The 24,020-nt window shown below is 73.7% G+C and carries 3 protein-coding genes; all 3 read left to right on the forward strand.

Features of this window, described 5'->3' with window-relative positions; genetic code table 11:
- Window positions 1–210 precede the first annotated feature (210 nt).
- From BTM25_RS15680 to BTM25_RS15750, 3 genes are read left to right on the forward strand one after another with little or no spacing between them, the layout of a single operon-like run.
- Window positions 211–6,633 carry a type I polyketide synthase gene (locus BTM25_RS15680; protein WP_103563646.1) on the forward strand — a complete coding sequence of 2,141 codons (6,423 nt, stop codon included), beginning with the start codon at window positions 211–213 and terminating at the stop codon, window positions 6,631–6,633.
- 24 nt (window positions 6,634–6,657) lie between these two features.
- Window positions 6,658–22,413, forward strand: a complete 15,756-nt coding sequence (locus BTM25_RS29975) for a type I polyketide synthase (protein ID WP_146059062.1) — start codon at window positions 6,658–6,660, stop codon at window positions 22,411–22,413.
- A 41-nt stretch (window positions 22,414–22,454) separates the two neighbouring features.
- Window positions 22,455–23,936 (forward strand): FAD-dependent monooxygenase, encoded by a 1,482-nt coding sequence (locus BTM25_RS15750; protein WP_103563647.1) that lies wholly within the window; start codon window positions 22,455–22,457, stop codon window positions 23,934–23,936.
- The last annotated feature ends 84 nt before the right edge of the window (window positions 23,937–24,020 follow it).

The raw sequence follows: 24,020 nt of genomic DNA on the forward strand, positions 1-24,020 counted from the left end.
GATTGTGCTGTAGCGCGTGTTTGGTGGGCGGCTTTCTCCGGGCGTACGGCGGGGATGCGTGGGGCGGCGGTGGGGTCCTGGGCGTTCGGGGGTTTTGGAGGCGGGGGCTCGTGGTTTTTCGGGGGCTTTAGTACAGGCAAAGCGCCCTGTAAGAGGACGGCCTTACGATCCCCGAAGGAGTATTTTTGCGCTGCGTTTGGGGAAATTCACATGCCTCATGAGGACAAGCTCCGCGAATACCTTCGGCGGGCTACCAACGACCTCTACCATGCGCGGGAGCAGGTGCGCGCGCTGGAGTCGGAGAAGTCCGAGCCCATCGCCATCGTGGGCATGGCCTGCCGGTATCCCGGCGGTGTCGCCTCGCCGGGGGAGCTTTGGGAGCTCGCCGCCGCCGGCCGGGACGCGGTGTCGGAATTTCCCGAGGACCGCGGGTGGAACGTCGACACCCTTTATGATCCCGATCCTGAAGTGCCTCATACCAGTTATGCGCGGCACGGTGGGTTTCTGCACGAGGCCGGCGAGTTCGACGCCGAGTTCTTCGGGATCAATCCGCGTGAGGCTCTTTCCATGGACCCGCAGCAGCGTCTTCTGCTGGAGGCCTCCTGGGAGGCCGCGGAGAGCGCCGGCCTCGACCCTCGTGGGCTTCGTAATAGCAGTACCGGGGTGTTCGTGGGTGTGATGTACCACGACTACGGAGCGCGGATCGTCCGGCCGCCCGCCGAGATGGAGGGGTATCTCGGGCAGGGCAGTGCCGGAAGTGTCGCTTCGGGACGGATCGCGCACGCTTTCGGGTTCCACGGGCCAGCGGTGACGGTCGACACGGCCTGTTCGTCGTCGCTCGTCGCCCTGCACCTGGCCGCGCGGGCGCTGCGGGCCGGTGAGTGCGAGATGGCGCTGGCGGGCGGTGTCACCGTGATGGCGACGCCTTCGGTGTTCCTGGAGTTCAGCAGGCAGCGCGGGCTGGCGGCGGACGGTCGCTGCAAGTCCTTCGCCGCCGCCGCCGACGGGACGGGCTGGGGCGAGGGCGTCGGGCTCGTCCTGCTCGAACGTTTGTCGGACGCCGAGCGGCTCGGCCACCGGGTCCTCGCGATCGTCCGCGGGTCGGCGATCAACCAGGACGGGACGACCAGCCAGCTCTCGGCGCCCAACGGGCCGTCCCAGCAGCGCGTCATCGAGCAGGCCCTCGCTAGCGCGGGGCTCACCGCCGACGAGGTTGACGCTGTCGAGGCGCATGGCACTGGCACCAAGCTCGGCGACCCGATCGAGGCGCAGGCCCTTCTCGGCACCTACGGACGCCACCACACGTCCGACCGTCCGGCCTACCTGGGGTCCATCAAATCCAACATCGGGCATACCCAAGCGGCGGCCGGGGTCGCGGGCATCATCAAGATGGTCGAGGCGATGCGCCACGGCGTCCTCCCCAAGACCTTGCACGTGGACGCTCCGTCCCCGCACGTCGACTGGAGCGCGGGGCACGTCGCCCTGCTCGTGGAGCCGACGCCGTGGCCGGAGACCGGACGTCCGCGCCGGGCCGCCGTGTCGTCCTTCGGGATCAGCGGGACCAACGCCCACGTCATCCTGGAAGCGCCACCCAAAGCCGAGCCGGACGCGGACGGCGGCGTCGGCGGTCCGGTCGCGCTGCCGCTGTCGGCGCGGACCCCCGAGGCGCTGCGGGCCGTCGGCGCACGCCTCGGCGCCCATCTCGCCGCGCACCCGGACGCGACGCCCGCCGCACTCGCCGCGCCCCTGGCCGCGCGGACGCTGTTCGACCGGCGCGCCGTCGTCGTCGCCGACGGGGACGACCGGGAAGCACTCGGACGCGCCCTCGCCGCTCTCGCGGCCGGTGACCCCGACCCTGCGCTGGTCACCGGCGAGGTCCGGGACGGCGGGCTCGTCTACCTGCTCAGCGGGCAGGGCAGCCAGATGCCCGGCATGGGACGCGGCCTCTACGACACCTCACCCGTTTTCGCTGAAGCCTTCGACACCGTCTGCGCCGCCTTCGACCCGCACCTGGACGCGTCCCTCAAGGACGTAATCCTGTCCGGCAACGACCTGATCAACGACACCGCCTACGCCCAACCAGCCCTGTTCACCGTGCAGGTCGCCCTCCACCACCTCCTGCGGCACCACGGCATCACACCCGACGTCCTCATCGGGCACTCCCTCGGCGAACTCACCGCCGCCCACCTCGCCGGGCTCTGGACCCTCACCGACGCCACAACCCTCATCGCCACACGCGGACGCCTGATGAGCGCGCTCCCACCCGGCGGCGGAATGCTCACCGTCCACGCGCCCGAAGCCGACCTGCCGCCGCTCCCCGACGACGTCACCGTCGCCGCCGTCAACTCCCCCACCGCGACCGTCCTGTCCGGTGACCTCGACGCCCTCGAAGAGTTCGCCACGGTCCTGGACGAGCACGGAATCAAACACCAGCGACTCGTCGTGAGCCACGCCTTCCACTCGTCCCTCATGGAGCCCATGCTCGACGAGTTCCAGAAGGTCGCCGAAAGCCTCACCTACCACCCGACCACCATCCCGATCATCTCCAACCTCACCGGACGCACAGCGACCGACGAACAACTCAGCAACCCCGCCTACTGGACCGACCAGATCAGGAACGCGGTCCGCTTCCACGACGGCCTCACCCACCTCCACACCACCCACAACCCCGCCCTCTACCTCGAACTCGGCCCCCGCCCGACGCTCACCACGCTCACCCACCAGATCCTCGACGACGCGACCGTCCGGCCCGTCCTCGACCACCGGCGTCCCGACGGCATCGCGTTCCTCGCCGCCGTGGCCCAGGTGCACGCCGGCACCCGCAAGCGCGTCGAATGGACGAACCCGAAGTCCAGCCTCGGGGACCCGCCGCCGACCTACCCGTTCCAGCGCACCCGCTACTGGCTCGACGCCCCGCCCGGCGGCGCGGGCGACGCCACGGAACTGGGACTGAGCCCGGCCGACCACGCGCTGCTGACGACCGAGGCCCTGCTGCCCGACGGACGCTGGCAGGCCACGGCACGCCTCACCCGGGAAACGCAGCCGTGGCTCGCCGACCACGCCGTCCACGGCACGCCGCTGCTCCCCGGCACCGCCTTCCTCGACCTCGCCCTCCACGCCGGGCACGCCACCGGCTGCCCCGCCGTCGAGGAGCTGACGCTCCAGGCCCCGCTGACGCTCACCGCCGCGCGGACGGTCCATGTGGCCGTGGACGCGCCGGGAGAGGACGGACGCCGCGCCTTCTCCGTCCATTCCCGCCCGGACAGCGACGCATCCACGTGGATCACGCACGCGACCGGCGTCCTGGCTCCCGAAACGGCCACCACGAAGCCGCCCGCGCCCGAGAATGGCGTGTCCGTCGACATCACGGGCCTCTACGAGCGCCTCGCCGACCAGGGCTACACCTACGGACCCGCGTTCCAGAACCTCCGCGAACTCCACCGCGACGACACGACCCTGCACGCGCACGTCCAGCTCCCGCCCGGCACCTCCACCACCGACTACGGACTCCACCCCGCGCTCCTGGACGCCGCCCTCCACGCACTGGCGACCGACCAGGACGGCAGCGGGATCAGCCTGCCGTTCTCCTGGACCGGCGTCCGGCTCCACGCGACCGGGGCCGACACCCTCCGCGTCACGCTCGTCCCGCTGCGGCCCGACACGGTCAGCCTGCACGCCGCGGACCCGGCCGGGCAGCCGGTCCTGACCGTCGAGGAACTCACGCTGCGTCCGCTGACCGGCGACCTCACCGACGATGCGCCGGCCGCGCCGGACCTCTTCCACCTGGCGTGGCATCCGGTGCCGGACGCCGAGCCGGAACCCGTCGAGGACGCGGTCTTCCTCGGAACGCCTCCCGAGGGCGCCGAGGCGACGTCCCACGCCGGGTTCGCCGAGTTCGCCGCCGCCCTCGACGGCACCGCCCCCGCCGAGGTGGTCGCGCTCCCATCGCTGTTCGCCGCCACCTGCGCGCACGGCGACGGCTGCGGCTGCCCCGAGCGCGTGACGGCGACGGCCGCCGCGGCGCTGCGGCTGCTCCAGGACTGGGCGGCCGACGAGCGGCTCTCCGACAGCACGCTCACGCTGGTCACGCAGCGCGCCCAGGTTCTTCCCGGCGACGGTGACGAGTCGTCGCTCGCCCAGGCCGCGGTCTGGGGCATGGCCCGCAGCGCGCAGAACGAGCACCCGGGACGGTTCCGCCTGCTGGACGTCGACAGGCTGGAACTCGACGCGCTCCCGCGCGCCCTGGCCACGGCCCGGTCGCTCGACGAGCCGCAGCTCGCAACCCGCGACGGCTCGCTGTTCCAGGCGCGGCTGGCGAACAGCCGCGAGGAGTTCCTGATCCCGCCCGGCGACTCCGGCTGGCAGTTGGTGACCACGGGCCGCACCGGATCGCTGGACGACATCGCCCTGGCCCCGACCGACCCGCCCGAGGAGCCGCTCGGGCCGGACGACGTCCGGATCCGCACCCACGCGGGCGGCCTGAACTTCCGCGACGTCCTGGTGTCGCTGGGGATGGTGAACGCCAAGGCGCCGATCGGCGGCGAGGAGGCCGGAACGGTCATCGAGGTCGGGGCGAACGTGACGGCCCTCGAACCGGGCGACCGGGTGACCGGGATGTTCTCGCGCGGCGGGATCGGGCCGGTCGCGACGACCGACCACCGCCTGGTCATGAAGATCCCCGACGACTGGACGTTCCCGCAGGCCGCCACCATCCCCGTCGCGTTCCTCACCGCCTACTACGGACTCGTGACACTCGGCGGCCTCAAGAAGGGCCAGAAAGTCCTCATCCACACCGCGACAGGCGGTGTCGGGCAGGCCGCGCTCCAGATCGCACGACTCCACGGCGCCGAGATCTACGCCACCGCCAGCCCCCGCAAATGGCCCGTCCTGCGCGAATTCGGCCTTGACGACGACCACATCGCCAACAGCCGCGCCACCGACTACGAACAGCAGTTCCGTCAGACCGCGCCCGACGGCATCGACATCGTCCTCAACAGCCTCGCCAACGAACACATCGACGTCTCACTCCGCCTCCTCAACCCCCACGGCCACTTCGTGGAAATGGGCAAGACCGACATCCGCACCCCCCAGCAACTCGCCCACCACCCCCACATCCACTACCAGCCCTTCGACATCATCGACGCCGACACCGCCCGCGTGCAGGAACTCTTCACGCTCCTCCGCACCCACTTCGACCGGCGCACCCTCACCCCGCTGCCCTGCACGAGCCACCCCGTCACGCGGACGCGGCAGGCCATCCGGACGCTCTCGCAGGCCCAGCACATCGGCAAGGTCACGCTCAGCCTCCCGCAGCCCGCGAGGCCCGGAACCGTGCTGATCACCGGCGGCACCGGCACGCTCGGCTCCCTCGTCGCGGAGCACCTGGCGACCCGGCACCCCGCCCGCCATCTGCTCCTGGTCAGCAGGAAGGGTCCGCAGGCCCCGGGGGCGCAAGAGCTGAAGACCAGGCTGGAAGGCCTCGGCGCGCAGGTCACCATCGCCGCGTGCGACACCGCCGACCCCGACGCCCTCGCCGGCCTCCTCGCCACGATCCCCGACGAGCGTCCGCTGCGGGTCGTCATCCACGCCGCGGGAGTCCTGCGGGACGCGCCGCTCGAAGGCCAGACGCCCGAGCACCTCGCGACGGTGTTCCGTCCCAAGGTGGACGCGGCCTGGAACCTGCACCGGCAGACCGAGGACCTGGACGCCTTCGTCCTCTTCTCCTCCGCAGCAGGGACACTCGGCAACCCGGGACAGGCCAACTACGCCGCCGCCAACGCCTACCTCGACGCGCTCGCCCACCTCCGCCACACCCAGAACCGACCGGCGACGTCCATCGCCTGGGGGCTCTGGGAGCAGGCCAGCGGGATGACCGCCGGCCTCACCGAGACCGACCTCGCCCGGCTCCGCCGCAGTGGCGTCACGCCGCTCAGCGACGCGCACGGCCTCGAACTCCTCGACACCGCGCTCCGCCTCAACGAACCCCACACCGTCGCCACGCCCATCACGGCGACCACGACCGCGCACCACCCGTCTCCCCTCCTGCGCGGCCTCGCCCCGGCGGCCCTCCGGACCGCCGTCTCCGCCGCGTCCGGCGGAGGCGCCGCGGCGGCCGACGACCTCACCGCGAAGCTGTCCGGGCTCACCGCGGACCGGCAGCGCGGGCACGTCCTCGGCCTGGTCCAGTCGCACGCCGCAGCGGTCCTCGGCCATCCCGCGCCGCACACGATCGCCCCGGACAAACCGTTCAAGGACCTGGGCTTCGACTCCCTCACCGCCGTCGAACTGCGCAACCGCCTCAACAACGCCACACAGCTCCGCCTCCCGCCCACCCTGATCTTCGACCACCCCACCCCCACCGCGCTCGCCGCACAACTCCTCACCCAACTCGCGCCGCCCACGGCGGGCTCGGTGCCCGGGATTCTCGCCGAGCTGGACGGCCTGGACGCGGCGCTGGCGGAGGTGCCCGCCGACGACGCGGACCGGTCCGCCGTCACGGCGCGGCTCGAAGCCCTGCTGTGGAAGTGGACCGGCGCCGACGACGCGCCGGACGACGACGCGGGCGGCGATCTCGCCTCCGCCACCGACGACGAGATCTTCGACGTCATCGAGAACGAGCTCGGCCTCTCCTGACCCGCCTTCACGTGAGGAATCCCCATGTCCAACGAAGAGAAGATCCGGGACTATCTGAAGCGCGTGACGGCCGACCTGCGCCGCACCCGGCAGCGCGTCCGTGAGGTCGAGGCGGAGAAGTACGAGCCGATCGCGATCGTCGGCATGGCCTGCCGGTTCCCCGGCGACGTGCGTTCGGCCGACGACCTGTGGGACCTGGTGGCCGAAGGACGGGACGGGATCTCGGAGTTCCCGACGAACCGCGGCTGGGCGACCGACCTGTACGACCCCGATCCCGACCATCCGGGCACGACCTACACCCGGCTGGGCGGTTTCCTGCACGACGCCGACACGTTCGACGCGGCGTTCTTCGGCATCAGCCCGCGCGAGGCCCTGGCGATGGACCCGCAGCAGCGGCTCCTGCTGGAGACGGCCTGGGAGACGGTGGAGAGCGCGGGCTTCGACCCGTCCCGGCTGCGCGGGCAGAGCGTCGGGGTGTTCACGGGCGTGCTGTCCAGCCACTACGGGTCCCATCTGCTGATCGAGACGCCCGAGGAGATCCAGGGCTACCTGTCGACGGGCATCAGCAACAGCGTCGCGTCGGGCCGGGTCGCGTACACGTTCGGGTTCGAGGGCCCGGCCGTGACGATCGACACGGCCTGCTCGTCGTCGCTGGTCGCGATGCATCTCGCGGCGCACTCGCTGCGGTCGGGCGAGTGCACGATGGCGCTCGCGGGCGGCGTGACGATCATGGCCGCGCCGACCCCGTTCGTGGACTTCAGCCGTCAGCGCGGCCTGGCTCCCGACGGTCGCTGCAAGCCGTTCGCCGCCGCCGCCGACGGCACCGGCTGGGGCGAGGGCGTCGGCCTCCTCCTGCTGGAGCGCCTCAGCGACGCGCAGCGCAACGGCCACCGGGTCCTGTCGGTCATCAAGGGTTCGGCCGTCAACCAGGACGGCGCGAGCAACGGGCTCGCCGCCCCGAACGGGCCGTCCCAGCAGCGCGTGATCGAGCTGGCGCTCGCGAACGCCCGGCTCACCGCCGACCAGGTGGACGCCGTCGAGGCGCACGGCACCGGCACCCGGCTCGGCGACCCGATCGAGGCGCAGGCCCTGCTCAACACCTACGGCCGCCAGCACCCGGCCGACCTGCCGCTCCATCTCGGGTCGATCAAGTCGAACATCGGGCACGCCCAGGCGGCGGCCGGCGTCGCGGGCGTGATCAAGATGGTGCAGGCGATGCGGCACGGGCTGCTGCCGGAGTCGCTGAACCTGGACGAGCCGTCCCCGCACGTCGACTGGAGCGCCGGGAACGTCGCGCTGCTCGACCGGGCGCGGCCGTGGCCGGAGACCGGGCACCCCCGCCGGGCCGCCGTGTCGTCGTTCGGCATCAGCGGGACGAACGCGCACCTCATCCTGGAGGAGCCACCCGCGCCCACCGAAGACGTCCCGGCCGCCGAGCCGCGCACGCCCGCCGTCGCGTTGCCGCTGTCGGCGACGACGCCCGAGGCGCTGCGCGAGGCCGCCGTCCGGCTCGACGCCCGGTTGGCCGCAGACCCGGAGCTGGTTCCGGCCGACCTGGCCGCGCCCCTCGCCGGACGGACGCTGTTCGACCACCGGGCCGTGATCGTCACCGGCCGGGACGACCGCGCGGAGATGTCGGCCACCCTCGCCGCCCTGGCCGCCGGGACGCCGCACCGGTCGCTGGTCCTCGGCCCGGAGGCGTTGCCGAGCGGTGGCGGGACGGTGTTCGTGTTCCCCGGCCAGGGCTCGCAGTGGGCGGGGATGGGCGTCCAGCTCATCGCCGAATCCCCGGTGTTCGCCGCCGCGATCGACGAGTGCGCCCAGGCGCTCCGGCCGTACACCGGCTGGGACCTGCACGACGTCCTGGCCGCGCCCGAACTCCCCACCGCCGCCGACGTCATCCAGCCGACGCTGTTCGCCTTGATGGTGGCTCTCGCGCGCCTGTGGGAACACCACGGCATCCGCCCCGACGCCGTCATCGGCCACAGCCAGGGCGAGATCGCCGCCGCCCACATCGCGGGGGCGCTCACCCTCGATGACGCCGCCCGGATCGTCACCAAGCGCGCCCAGGCCCTCACGACGATCACCGACAGCGGCCGCATGGTGTCCGTCCCCCTCAGCAGCGCCGACGCGCAGGCGCTCATCACGCGCCTCGACCTCACCGGCGACCTCCACGTCGCCGCGCTCAACGGCCCCCAGCACACCATCGTCGCCGGAACGACGCCGTCGGCCGAGGCGCTCGTCGCGCACTGCGCGGCGGAGAACATCGACGCGCGGATGATCGCGGTCGACTACGCCTCGCACACGCCGCACATGCACGCCCTGCGCGCCCGGCTCCTCAGCGACCTCGGCGCCGTCACGCCCCAACAGGCCGCCATTCCGTTCCACTCGACGCTGACCGGCGAACTCGTCGAGGACACCACCACCCTTGACGCCGCCTACTGGTACGACAACCTCGCCAACCCGGTCCAGTTCCACCCGACCCTGACGGCGCTCGCCGCGAACCACACCGCGTTCATCGAGGCCAGCCCGCACCCGATCCTCGTCCCGGCGATCCTCGACACCGTCCTGCCGCCCGTCACCGCCCAGCCCACCCTGCGCCGCGACCACGGCGGCCACCGCCAGTTCCTCACCTCGCTCGCCGCCCACCACACCCACGCGGCGGCACCCGCCACGGACTGGCACGCGCCGTCCACCGCCAACACCCAGGCCCCCACCTACCCGTTCCAGCGCCGGCGTTTCTGGCTCGACGGGGGCTCGCCGATCACGAAGGTCTCGGGGCTCGGGCTCACCTCGGCGGAGCACCCGCTGCTGGGCGCGGCAGTCGAGCACCCGGACGGCGCGATGGCGTTCACCGCGCGCCTCTCGCTCGACACGCAGCCGTGGCTGGCCGACCACGCCGTCCAGGGCACGCCGCTGCTCCCCGGTACGGCCTTCCTCGACCTCGCGCTGCACGCCGGTCACCTCGCGGGCTGCGCCATGGTCGAGGAACTGACGTTGCAGGCGCCGCTGGTGTTCGCGTCGCCCGATCCCTGGGATCTGCACGTCACGGTGAGCGCGCCCGGCGACGACGGACGCCGCACCTTCGCCGTCCACTCCAGGCCGGACGCCGTGCCCGAGTGGACCGCCAACGCGACCGGTGTCCTGGCGCCCGAGACGGTCGCTAACACGCCCGCGCCCGCACCGGAAACCGGCACGACCGTCGACATCACCGGCCTCTACGAGCGGCTCGCCGACCAGGGCTACAACTACGGCCCGGCGTTCCAGAACCTCCACGAGCTGCACCGCGACGACAGCACGCTGTACGCGCACGTCCGGCTCCCATCGGACACCTCCACCACCGACTACGGGCTCCATCCCGCGCTCTTGGACGCGGCCCTCCACGCTCTGGCGGCCGGCCAGGAAGACGGCGGCGGTGTGAGCCTTCCCTTCGCGTGGAGCGGTGTGCGGCTGCACGCGGCCGGTGCCGACACCCTCCGCGTCACGCTGACCAGGCGCGGCGACGACGCCGTCGCGCTGTACGCCACGGACCCGGCCGGGCAGCCGGTCCTGACCGTCGAGGAACTCACGCTGCGCCCGCTCGGCGCGGACCTGACGAGCGTCGCGACGGCCCCAGCCGTCCACGACCTGTTCCATCTCGCATGGCATCCGCTCGCGGAGTCGGCTCCGGCCGAGCCCGCCGAGGCGGCGTTCCTGGCGGACGGCGTCGCGGAGCTGGCCGAGGGCGACGTGCCCGCGGACGTGGTCGCGCCGCCGTCGCTGTTCGCGACGTCCTGCGCGCACGGCACCGACGACTGCGGCTGCCCCGAAGCGGTCCTTTCCGCGACGGCCTCGGCACTGGCCCTGGTGCGGGAATGGCTGACGACACCGGCCGTCGACCGGAGCCGCCTCACGCTCGTCACCCGCCGCGCCCAGGCGCTCCCGGGCGACGAAGGCGAACTTTCGCTGGCCCAGGCCGCGGTCTGGGGCCTGGTCCGCAGCGCGCAGAACGAGCACCCGGGGCGGTTCGGTCTCCTGGACGTCGGCGGCGACGTGGAGCGCGACGCGATCCTGCGCGCCGTCGCGGTGGCACGGGCGACCGACGAGCCGCAGCTCGCACTGCGCGGCGAGACGCTGCACCAGGGCCGGCTGGCCGACAGCCGCAAGGAGTACCTGATCCCGCCGGAGGGCGACGGCTGGCAGCTCGAAAAGATCGTCCGCACGGGGACGCTGGAGGACGTCGTCCTCCAGCCGACGTCCCTGCACGAGGAGCCGGTGGGGCCGGACGACGTCCGGATCCGCACCCACGCGGGCGGCCTGAACTTCCGGGACGTCCTGGCGTCGCTCGGCATGGTCAACGCCCGCACGCCCATCGGCGGCGAAGAAGCCGGGGTCGTCACCGAGGTCGGCGCGAACGTCACCGCGTTCGCGCCGGGCGACCGGGTCGCCGGGCTGTTCACCCATGCCGGGATCGGACCGGTCGCGATGACCGACCACCGCCTGGTCATGAAGATCCCCGACGACTGGACGTTCCCGCAGGCCGCCACGGTTCCGGTCGCGTTCCTCACCGCCTACTACGGGCTGGTCACGCTCGGCGGAATCAAAAAGGGCCAGAAGGTCCTGATCCACACGGCCACCGGCGGTGTCGGGCAGGCGGCACTCCAGATCGCCCGGCTGCACGGTGCCGAGATCTACGCGACCGCCAGCCCGCGCAAATGGCCGGTCCTGCGTGCGTTCGGGCTGGACGACGACCACATCGCCAACAGCCGCGCCACCGACTACGAACAGCAGTTCCGCCGGACCGCGCCCGACGGCATCGACATCGTCCTCAACAGCCTCGCCAACGAGCACACCGACGCCTCACTCCGCCTCCTCAACCCCCACGGCCACTTCGTGGAAATGGGCAAGACCGACATCCGGACGCCCGACCAGCTCACCCACCACCCCGATATCCATTACCAGCCGTTCGACCTCATGGACGCGGGCACGGCGCACCTCCACGAGATGCTCACCGTTCTGCGCGACCTTTTCGCCGGCGGTACGCTCGCGCCGCTCCCCTGCACGAGCTTCCCGGTCACCCGCACGCACCACGCCATCCGGACGCTCTCGCAGGCCCGGCACATCGGCAAGGTCACGATCAGCGTGCCGCAGCCATCCCGGCCCGGCACGGTCCTGATCACGGGCGGCACCGGCACGCTCGGCGCGCTGGTCGCCGAGCACCTGGTCACGCGGCACGACGCGCGGCGTCTTCTGCTCGTCAGCAGGCGAGGCCCCGACGCTCCCGGCGCGGACGACCTGAGGACGCGCCTGGAGAACCTCGGCGCGCACGTCACGATCGCCGCGTGCGACGTCGCCGATGCCGACGCGCTCGCCGCGCTTCTCGCGGCCGTTCCCGAGGAACACCCGCTGCGGACAGTCATCCACGCGGCGGGAGTGCTGCGGGACGCGCCCCTGGAAAGCCAGACCGAAGAGCATCTCGCCGCAGTTTTCCGTCCCAAGGTGGACGCCGCCTGGAACCTCCACCGGCAGACCGAGGACCTGGACGCGTTCGTCCTCTTCTCCTCGGCCGCGGGAACCCTCGGCAATCCGGGGCAGGCCAACTACGCCGCCGCGAACACCTACCTCGACGCGCTCGCCGCCCTCCGCCGCGCCCAGAACCTCCCCGCCACCTCCATCGCGTGGGGGCTCTGGGAGCAGGCCAGCGGCATGACCGCCGACCTCACGGCGACCGACCTCGACCGGCTCCGCCGCAGCGGCGTCACGCCGCTCAGCGACGCGCACGGCCTCGAACTCCTCGACACCGCGCTCCGCCTCGACGAGCCGCACGCGATCGCCGCGCCCATCACGGCCGCCACCACCGCGCACCACCCGTCACCGCTCCTGCGCGGCCTCGCCCCCGCGACGCGCCGCACCGCGACGACCGGCGCTCCGGCGGCCGGTTCGCTCACCGGTCTCGCCCACGAGCTGGCGTCGCTGACCGCCGAGGAGCAGGCGCGGCGCATGCTGGAGGTCGTCCGGACGGAGGCCGCCGCCGTCCTCGGCCACCCGAACCCCGCCGCCGTCGCCCCCGACCGGCCGTTCAAGGAACTGGGCTTCGATTCCCTCACCGCCGTCGAACTGCGCAACCGCCTCAACAACGCCACGCAGCTCCGCCTCCCGCCCACGCTGATCTTCGACCACCCGAGCCCGGAGGCGCTCGCCGCGCAGCTCCGCACGCAGCTCGCGCCGCGCGCCGCCGCCCCGGCGTCGCCCGGCGCGGCCCGGGTGACGGTCGGGGACGACGAGCCGATCGCGATCGTCGGGATGGGCTGCCGCTACCCCGGCGACGTCCGCACGCCGCAGGAGCTGTGGGCGCTCGTCACCGGCGAGGTCGACGCGCTCACCGCGTTCCCGGCCGACCGGGGGTGGCCCGCGAACCTGTTCGACCCCGATCCCGCGCAGCCGAACACCAGCTACACCGACCAGGGCGGGTTCCTCCACGACGCGGGCGACTTCGACCCCGCCTTCTTCGGCATCAGCCCGCGCGAGGCGCTCGCCATGGACCCGCAGCAGCGGCTCCTGCTGGAGACCGCCTGGGAGACCCTCGAAAGCGCGGGCCTCGACCCGGCCCGGCTGCGCGAGCGCGCGGTCGGCGTCTACGCGGGCGCGCTGGCCAGCAACTACGGCGCGCACCTGCTGTTCGAGGCGCCCGAGGACGTCTCGGGCTACCTGTCGACGGGCATCAGCAACAGTGTCGCGTCCGGCCGGATCTCCTACGCGTTCGGCTTCCAAGGCCCGGCCGTCACCATCGACACCGCGTGCTCGTCCTCGCTGGTCGCGATGCACCTCGCCGCGCAGGCGCTGCGGTCGGGCGAATGCGAGATGGCGCTCGCCGGGGGCGTGACGATCATGGCGGCGCCGACGCCGTTCCTGGAGTTCAGCCGGCAGCGCGGGCTCGCCCCGGACGGGCGCTGCAAGCCGTTCGCCGCCGCCGCCGACGGCACCGGCTTCGCCGAAGGGGTCGGGCTCGTCCTGCTCGAACGTCTCTCCGACGCCCAGAGGCTCGGCCACCCCGTCCTCGCCGTCGTGCGCGGGTCGGCCGTCAACCAGGACGGGGCGAGCAACGGGCTGTCCGCGCCGAACGGGCCGTCCCAGGAGCGCGTCATCCGCCAGGCGCTGGCCAACGCCCGCCTGACGCCCGACGACGTCGACCTCATCGAGGGCCACGGCACCGGCACCACGCTCGGCGACCCGATCGAGGCGCAGGCGCTCCTCAACACCTACGGCCGCCGCGAGACGGCCGACCGGCCCGCCTACCTCGGTTCGATCAAGTCCAACATCGGGCACACGCAGGCCGCCGCAGGGATCGCGAGCGTCATCAAGAGCGTCTACGCGCTCCAGCAGGGCGTTCTGCCCCGGACGCTGCACATCGACGAGCCGACCGAGCACGTCGACTGGACGGCGGGCCACGTCGCGCTGCTCGACCGGGCGCGGCCCTGGCCGGAGGTCGGACGCGCGCGCCGGGCCGCCGTGTCCTCGTTCGGGATCAGCGGGACGAACGCCCACCTCATCCTGGAGGAGCCGCCCGCGCCCGACCCGGTCGAAGCCCCGCAGGACGAGCTGCCCGCGGTCGCGCTCCCCCTGTCGGCCAAGACGCCGGAGGCGCTGCACGACGCCGCCCGCCGGCTCGCCGTCCGCCTGGCGTCCGACGCGGACCTGACTCCGGCCGCGCTCGCCGCCCCCCTCGCCGGACGGACGCTGTTCGACCACCGGGCCGTGATCGTCACCGGACGCGACGACCGCGCGGAGGCCGCCGCCGCGCTCACCGCCCTCGCCGCCGGGGAGTTCCACGACGGCCTGGTGACGCGGACGGGCGACCTGCCGGGCGGCGTCGGGACGGTGTTCGTGTTCCCCGGCCAGGGCTCGCAGTGGGCGGGGATGGGCGTCCAGCTCATGGCCGAGTCGCCGTTGTTCGCCGCCGCGATCGACGAGTGCGCGGAAGCGCTCCGGCCCTACACCGGCTGGGATCTGCGCGACGTCCTCGCCGCGCCGGACGTGCCGACCGCCATCGACGTCATCCAGCCGACGCTGTTCGCGTTGATGGTGGCGCTGGCGAGGCTGTGGGAGCACCACGGGATCCGCCCCGACGCGGTCATCGGGCACAGCCAGGGAGAAATCGCCGCCGCCCACATCGCGGGCGCACTCACCCTCGACGACGCCGCCCGGATCGTCACCAAGCGCGCCCAGGCCCTCACCACGCTCACCGACAGCGGGCGCATGGTCTCCGTAGCGCTGAGTCCAGCGGACGCCGAAGCCCTCATCGCCCGTCTCGATCTCACCGGGGACCTCCACGTCGCCGCGCTCAACGCCCCGGCCCGCACGGTCGTGGCCGGAACGACGCCGTCGGCCGAGGCGTTCGTCGCGCACTGCGAGGCGGAGAACCTCGACGCCCGGATGATCCCGGTCGACTACGCCTCGCACACACCCCACATGCACGCCCTCCGCGAGCAGATCCTCAGCGACCTCGGAACCGTGACCCCCCGGCAGGCCACGATCCCGTTCCACTCCACGCTGACGGGCGGGCTCGTCGAGGACACCACGGCTCTCGACGCCACGTACTGGTACGAGAACCTGGCCAACCCCGTCCAGTTCCACCCGACCCTCACCGCGCTCGCCGCCGACCACGCCGCGTTCATCGAAGCGAGCCCGCACCCGGTGCTGGTCCAGGCGATCCGTGAGACGGTCGAGCCTCCGGTGTCGGCGCACCCGACACTGCGCCGCGACCACGGCGGCCACCGCCAGTTCCTCAGTTCCCTCGCTGCGCACCACGTCCACGCGGCCACGCCCACCACGGGCTGGCACGCGCCGTCCGCGACCGGCGTCCAGCCGCCCACCTACCCGTTCCAGCGCCAGCGCTACTGGCTGACGTCGACGGGCGCGGGCAACGCGTCCGGCCTCGGGCTGAGCCCGGCCGACCACCCGCTGCTGGCCACCACGACGCCGCTGCCGGACGATCGCTGGCAGGCCACCGCGCGGCTCTCCCTGGACACGCTCCCGTGGTTCCCCGACCACGCCGTGCTCGCGACGCCGCTGCTGCCCGGGGCCGCCTTCCTCGACCTCGCCCTGCACGCCGGCCGGGCGGTCGGCTGCCCCGCGGTGGAGGAGCTCACCCTGAACGCCCCGCTGATCCTCAGCGGGACCGCGCCGCGCGACCTGCACCTCACTGTCGCCGCGCCGGACGAGCAGGGCCGCCGCCGGCTGACGTTCCACTCGCGCACCGGAACCGGCGACGACGCCTGGGTCGAGCACGGGACCGGCGTCCTCGGCCCGGACGAGGAGCCGCTGCCCGCCCGGGTCGAGCCCCCGGCGGCGGACGCGGTCGACGTCTCCGGCCTGTACGACCGGCTCGCCGACCAGGGCTACAACTACGGCCCGGCGTTCCAGAACCTCCGCGAACTCCACCGCGACGGGGCCACGTTGCACGCCCGCGTCGCGCTGGACCCCGACGTCGCCGCCGACGGCTACGGCGTCCACCCGGCCCTGTTCGACGCGGCCCTGCACGCGCTGGCGGTCCGGGACACGGGGTCCGGCGAGATCCCGCTGCCGTTCGCGTGGCGTGACGTCGTCCTCGCCGCGACGGACGCCGCGGAACTGCACGTCCAGATCACCGACGTCGGCGAACGGACGGTCCGGATCGACGCGTGGGACCCGTCCGGCGTCCCGGTCCTCTCCGTGGGCGCGCTGACGCTGCGGGCCGTGAGCGCCGAGGAGTTCCTGCGGGCGTTCGCGGCCGCCGCGGACCGCTCGCTGTTCGAGATCGTCTGGGGCGCCGCCGAAACCGCCGAAGCCCCGGCCGAGCCGCCGGTCCCGCTGGACGCCGCGACCACGCTCGACGCCCTCGCCGAGCGGCCGCCCGCGCACGTGCTGCTCGACGTCCCGTCCGGCGGGGACGACCCGGCGCTCGTCCGGGCCGCGACCGCCGAGGTCCTGGACGTCGTCCGCCGCTGGGTGGCGGACGAGCGCTTCGCGGACGCCCGGCTGGTGGTCCGCACCCGCGACGCCGTGGCCGTCGCGGACGAGGACGTCGCGCCGGCCCAGGCTCCGGTGTGGGGCCTGGTCCGCGCGGCGCAGTCGGAGAACCCCGGCCAGCTCGTCCTGGTGGACACCGACGGGAGCCCGGCGTCGGCGGACGCGCTCGCCGCGGCCGTCGCGATCGGCCATCCGCAGGTGACGTTGCGCGAGGGCCGCGCGCTGATCCCGCGCCTGGTCCCGGTCGCACGTCCGGCGTCCCCCGCGTCGCTCCCGGGTCAGGGCACGGTCCTGATCACGGGCGGCACCGGCACGCTCGGCGCGCTGGTCGCCGAGCACCTGGTCACCCGGCACGACGCGCGGCACCTTCTGCTGGTCAGCAGGCGAGGACCCGACGCCCCCGGCGCGGACGACCTGAAAACCCGGCTGGAGGACCTCGGCGCACAGGTCACCATCGCCGCATGCGACACCGCCGACCCCGAGGCCCTCGCCGACCTTCTCGCCGCCATCCCCGAGGAACACCCGCTCAAGACCGTCGTGCACGCGGCGGGCGTCCTCCAGGACGCGCCCCTCGAAGGCCAGACCGACGAGCACCTCGCGACGGTGTTCCCGTCCAAGGTCGACGCCGCGTGGAACCTGCACCGGCAGACCCGGGACCTCGACGCGTTCATCCTGTTCTCGTCCGCCGCAGGAACGCTCGGCAATCCCGGGCAGGCGAACTACGCCGCCGCCAACACCTACCTCGACGCCCTCGCCCACCACCGCCGCGCCCACGACCTCCCCGCGACGTCCATCGCGTGGGGACTCTGGGAGCAGACCAGCGGCATGACCGCCGACCTCAGCCCGGCCGACATCGCACGCCTCCGCCGGACGGGCCTCGTCCCGCTCTCCGACGCGCACGGCCTCGAACTCCTCGACGCCGCCCTGGCCCTCGGCCGCCCGTACCTGCTCGCCGCGACGCTCACGACGGGCGGCGCCGCCGACCACCCGTCCCCGCTGCTGCGCAGCCTCGCGCCGAAGACCCGCCGGGCCTCGGGCGGCGCGGGCGCGGCCCTGCTCCAGCAGCTCGCCGAGCTGAACGAGGAGCAGCGGCTGCGGCACCTGCTCGGCGTCGTCCGGACGCAGGCCGCCGCCGTCCTCGGCCACGCCGCCCCGGACACCATCGCCGCAGCCCGCCCGTTCAAGGAGCTGGGCTTCGACTCCCTCACCGCCGTCGAACTCCGCAACCGCCTCGGCAGTGCGACGCAGCTCCGCCTCCCGCCGACGCTCGTGTTCGACCACCCGAGCCCGGAGGCGCTCGCCGCGTACCTGCTGTCGCGGATCACCGAGCAGCCCGCCCGCGCCGGGACGGCCCGCCGCGCGGCCGCCGCCGACGAGCCGATCGCGATCGTCGGGATGGGCTGCCACTACCCCGGCGACGTGCACACGCCGCGCGACCTGTGGGCGCTCGTCACCGGCGAAGCCGACGCCATCACCGCGTTCCCCGCCGACCGCGGCTGGCCCGCGAACCTCTTCCACCCCGACCCCGCGCAGCCGAACACCAGCTACACCAACCAGGGCGGATTCCTGAACAACGCGGGCGACTTCGACCCGGGCTTCTTCAGCATCAGCCCCCGCGAAGCCGTCGCGATGGACCCGCAGCAGCGGCTCCTGCTGGAAACCGCCTGGGAGACTCTCGAAAACGCCGGCCTGGACCCGAGCAAGCTGCGGCGCAGTCCGATCGGCGTCTACACGGGGGTCCTGAGCAGCGACTACGGGATCCGGATGCTGAACGACGGCCCCGAAGAGTTCGAGGGCTACCTCCTGACGTCCAACAGCGGCAGCGTGGCGTCGGGCCGGATCTCCTACGCGTTCGGCTTCGAGGGTCCCGCCGTCACGGTCGACACGGCGTGCTCGTCGTCGCTGGTCGCGATGCACCTCGCCGCGCAGGCGCTGCGGTCGGGCGAGTGCGAGATGGCGCTGGCGGGCGGCGTCACCGTGATGGCGACGCCGTCGATCTTCGTGGAGTTCAGCCGACAGCGGGGGCTCGCCCCCGACGGCCGCTGCAAGCCGTTCGCCGCCGCCGCCGACGGGACGGGCTTCGCCGAGGGCGCCGGGCTCGTGCTCCTGGAACGCCTCTCCGACGCCGAGCGCAACGGCCACCCCGTCCTCGCGGTCCTGCGGGGCTCGGCGGTGAACCAGGACGGGGCGAGCAACGGCCTGTCGGCGCCCAACGGGCCGTCCCAGGAACGCGTGATCGAGCAGGCGCTCGCGAACGCCCGGCTCACCGCCGACCAGGTCGACCTCATCGAGGGCCACGGCACGGGGACCACCCTGGGCGACCCGATCGAGGCACAGGCCCTGCTCAACACCTACGGCCGTCATCACACCGCCGACCGGCCCGCCTACCTCGGGTCGATCAAGTCCAACATCGGGCACACCCAGGCCGCGGCCGGGGCCGCGGGCGTCATCAAGGCCGTCTACGCGCTCCGGCACGGCGTCCTGCCCCGCACGCTGCACGTCGACGAGCCGTCACCGCACGTCGACTGGACCACCGCGAGCCTCTCGCTGCTGGCGGAGTCCGCGCCCTGGCCCGAGACCGGGGGCCCGCGCCGCGCGGCCGTCTCGTCGTTCGGGATCAGCGGCACCAACGCGCACCTCATCCTCGAACAGGCCCCGGAGCCCGCCGGCGTCCCGGACGCTCCCGGGCCGCGCACGGCGGCGCTCACGCTCTCGGCCAAGGACCCGGAGGCGCTGCGCGCGGCGGCCGGACGGCTCCACGACCACCTCGCCGCCCACCCGGAGACGGAACCGGCCGCGCTCGCCGCGCCCCTGGCCGCGCGGACGCTGTTCGACCACCGCGCGGTCGTCGTCACCGACGGCGCGGACCCGGCCGGGGCCCACCGGGCGCTCACTGCGCTCGCGACCGGACGGCCCCACCCGGCGGTCATCACCGGCGTCCCGGACGGCACGGGCGAGGGCGTCGCGTTCCTGCTCAGCGGCCAGGGCAGCCAGATGCCCGGCATGGGACGCGGCCTCTACGACACCTCACCCGTCTTCGCCGAAGCCTTCGACACCGTCTGCGCCGCCTTCGACCCGCACCTGGACACGTCCCTCAAAGACGTAATCCTGTCCGGCGACGAACTGATCAACGACACCGCCTACGCCCAGCCGGGGCTGTTCACGGTGCAGGTCGCCCTCCACCACCTGCTCCGGCACCACGGCATCACGCCCGACGTCCTCATCGGACACTCCCTCGGCGAACTCACCGCCGCCCACCTGGCCGGACTCTGGAGCCTCGGCGACGCCACGGCCCTGGTCGCGGCGCGCGCCCGGCTGATGAGCGCGCTCCCCCCGGGCGGCGCGATGCTCACGGTGCGGACGCCCGTGGACGCCCTGCCGCCGCTGCCCGCAACGATCGCCGTCGCGGCCGTCAACACGCCGCTCTCGACCGTGCTGTCCGGCCCGCTCGACGCGCTCGACGCGTTCGCGGCGGTCCTGGACGAGCACGGGATCAAGCACCAGCGGCTCGTGGTCAGCCACGCGTTCCACTCGTCCCTGATGGAACCCATGCTCGCCGAGTTCCGCGAGGTGGCGGCGGGCCTCACCTACCACCCGACCACCGTCCCGATCGTCTCCAACCTCACCGGGGAGACCGCCACCGACGAACGGCTCGGCGATCCGGGGTACTGGACCGACCACATCCGCGGCACCGTCCGTTTCCACGACGGCCTCACCCACCTCCACGCGACCCACAACCCCGCCGTCTACCTCGAACTCGGCCCCCGACCCACGCTCAGCACCCTCACCCGCCAGGCTCTCGGCGACGACGCGACCGTCCAGCCCGTCCTGGACCACCGGCTGGCCGACGATGTCGCGTTCCTGACCGCCCTCGCCCACGTGCACACCGGCACGCGGGTCCCGGTGGACTGGCGGGCCGCTCCGGCCGCGTCCGCCGAGCCGCTCCCCACCTACCCGTTCCAGCACCGCACCTACTGGTACGAGTCGCCGGCCGACGACCGGAGCACGGCCGCCGAGCCCGCCCAGGGGACGGCGCTGTGGTCCGCGATCGACCGGCAGGACGTGGCCGCGTTCTCCGCCGCCCTCGACGTCGACCTGGACGACCCCGGCAAGCGCCGCCTCCTCGCCGAGCTCCTGCCCGCGATGTCGGCGTGGCGGCGCAGCGGGGCGTGGTGGCACGAGCCGTCCTGGCAGCGGGTCCCCGTCACGTCCGACGCGTCGCTGTCGGGCACGTGGCTGCTCCTTCGGCCCGAGCCGGGCGACGCGCCGGACGACGAGCTGATCGACGCGCTGACGCGGACGCTCGCCGAGCGCGGCGCCGAACCGGTCCCGGTGGACGTCCCCGCCGATCCGGACGCCGACGCCGACCGGCTCGCCGGGGCGATCGTCCGGGCGGCGCACGGCACGGCGGTCGCGGGCATCCTCTGCCTGACCGCCCTCACCACCGGCCGCGACGGCGCGCCGGCGCCCGAGCCGTTCCCGCTCCACCACCAGGTCGTCGCCCTGCCCGAGGCGCTGGCCCGCGCGGGCGTCGGCGCGCCGCTGTGGTTCGTCACGCGGGGGGCCGTCGCCGAGGACCCCGCCGGGCCGCCCGCCGACGCCCCGCTCGCCCAGTGGTGGAGCGTCATCGAGACGACCAAGCGCAGCAGCCCGCGCGGCGACCTGCGCGCCGTGGACCTGCCGCGCGCGTTCCCCGGACGGTCGGCCCGGTCGTTCGCGACCGCGCTCACCGGCACCGACGAGATGGCCGTGGTGCGGGAGAACGGGGTGTTCGTCCGCCGCCTCGTGCGGGCCGCGTTCACCCCGGAGGGCACGGGCTGGACCCCGGACGGGACGGTCCTCGTCACGGGCGGCACCCGTGGCCTCGGCGCGGAGACCGCACGCTGGCTCGCCGCTGCGGGCGCCGCCCGGATCGTCCTGGTCCGCGACCCCGCAGACCCCGAGGACGACGCGCCCGCCGGGTTCACTACCCTCACCTGCGACCTCGCCGACCCGGCCGCCGTCGCGGACCTGTTCGCCGGTCTTCCCGCCGAGCCGCCGCTCACCGCGGTCTTCCACACCGCGGCGGTGCCGTCCGGCGACGACCCGGACCCGCGCGGCGCGGCGGCCCTGCGCGCGGCGTGGAACCTGCACGACGCGACGGCCGACCGGCCGCTGTCGGCGTTCGTCCTGTTCGCCCCGCTGACGGCGTCGGCCGCGGTCTGCGCCACGCGGCCGGGCGACCTGGCGGCCGGGGCGTTCCACGAGTCCCTCGCCCGGAGCCGGCGCCGGAGCGGGCTCGCCGCGACGTCGATCCTGTGGGGTCCGGTGGAGCGGCCCGCGACGTCCGCCGAGAACCCGCCCGGACTGCGTCCCGTCCGCGCGGCCCTCGCGCTCCGCGACCTGCCGCGCGTCCTCGGCGGGACGGCCTCCCAGCTCGTCGTGGCGGAGGTCGGCGACGGCTTCCCCGGCGCGGCGGCCGGGACGGCGCGCGAGCCCGAGCCCGCCGCGCACGACGGCGACCCCGAAGGGCTGCTGCTGCGGCTCGAAGGACGGTCGCCGCAGGAACGGGCGGGGCTGCTGCTGGAGTTCGTGCTCACCGCCACGGCCGAGGCCCTCGGCCACGACACCGGCCGGTCCGTCCCGCCCGAGGCCGACTTCCTCGACCTCGGGATCACCTCGCTCGGCGCCCTCACCATGCGCGACCGCCTGGCGCGGGCGACGGGCCTGTCCCTGCCGCCGAGCGCGGTGTACGACCTGCCGACCCCGTCCGCGCTGGCCGAGTACCTCGGCGCGGAACTGGCCGGCGCCTAGCCCTCTGCCTCTGCCTCTGCCTCTACGGACCAGGAGAAACCATGAACGACCATGTCGTGATCGTCGGAGCGGGGCCGGGCGGTCTCATGCTCGCCTGCGAGCTGGGGCTGGCGGGCGTCCGGACCACGGTGCTCGAAAAGCGCACCGGACGCTCCCACGAGTCGGGCGGGGCGCTGCTGCACGCGCGCTGCGTCGAAACCCTCAAGCAGCGCGGCATCGCCGACCGGTTCGGCGACGCCGACACTCCGCGCTGGAACCGCACCCACTTCGGGCTGATGTACATCGACCTGGACAACGGACTCGCCGAGACCGAGTACGACATGCTCGTCCCGCAGGTCCGCACCGAGGAGCTGCTGGAGGAGCGCGCCCGGGAACTCGGCGTGGAGGTCCTGCTCGGGCAGGAGGTCACCGGGGTCGAGCAGGACGCGGACGGCGTCACGGTCGGCGTCCGGTCCGCGGACGGCGAGCGGACGCTGCGCTGCGCGTACCTGGTCGGCGCCGACGGCGTCCGGAGCACCGTCGCCCGGCTGTGCGGGTTCGAGTACGAGCAGTTCGCGCCGTCCTACTACGGCGTGACGGCCGACGTCGGCGACTTCGCGGGCAACCACGACCGGTTCGTCAAGGGCCTGTACCCGAACGGGCAGCTCGGCATCCTGCCGCTCCAGGCGGGCCGGATCCGGATCATGACGGTGGAGTTCGTCGGCGAGCCTGCGGGCCCCGAGGTCCCGGTGACGCGCGACGAAGTGCTCGCCAGCGTCCGCCGCATCGCCGGGGACGCGCCCGACATCGAGGAACCGAGCTGGATGGCGCGCAACGGGCACCCGACGCGCGTCGCGCGCTCCTACCGGGACGGCCGCGTGCTGCTCGTCGGCGACTCCGCCCACTCGCACCCGCCGTCCTCGGGCAACGGCATGGTCACCACGATCCACGACGCCGCGAACCTCGGCTGGAAGCTCGCCGCCGAGGTCCAGGGGCGGGCGCCGGAAGGGTTGCTGGACAGCTACCACGCCGAACGCCGTCCGATCGGGCGCCGTGCCTGCGTGCGCGCCCAGGCGCAGGTGGCGGCCATGCACCCGCTGGAGCACGTCGAGCCGCTGCGGGAGGTCCTGGCGGGGCTCATCACGATTCCGGAGGTGCGCAAGTACCTCGTCCAGTACGTCACCGAGGTCGGCTACGCCTTCGACTACCCGGGCCTGCCCGCGGACGTGGAGCGGCACGAACTCATCGGCACGCGGTTCCAGGACGTCCCCGTCACGCGTCCCGACGGCACCGCCCTGACGACCTACGAACTCCTCACCACCGGCCGGGGGCTCGTGCTGAACCTGACCGGCAAGCCCGGCGCCCTGCCGGACGTCACCGGCGACGTGGACGTCGTGACCGTCGAGCCGACGCCGGAGCTGGACGCCCGGGCGGTGCTCGTCCGGCCCGACGGGTTCGTCGCCTGGGCGGACCGCGACACCGCCGGCGACGCCGGCCTGGACCTCGCCCTGCGGACCTGGTTCGGCGCGACGACCTCGGCTTAAGCGGCCATTGAGCGGAAATTTACGGATCCCCGAGAAGATGGCCGTGGCAATTTCGTGAATTGCCACGGCCGCCCGTCCCGCGAA

The organism is Actinomadura rubteroloni (genome assembly GCF_002911665.1).
Taxonomy (GTDB): domain Bacteria; phylum Actinomycetota; class Actinomycetes; order Streptosporangiales; family Streptosporangiaceae; genus Spirillospora; species Spirillospora rubteroloni.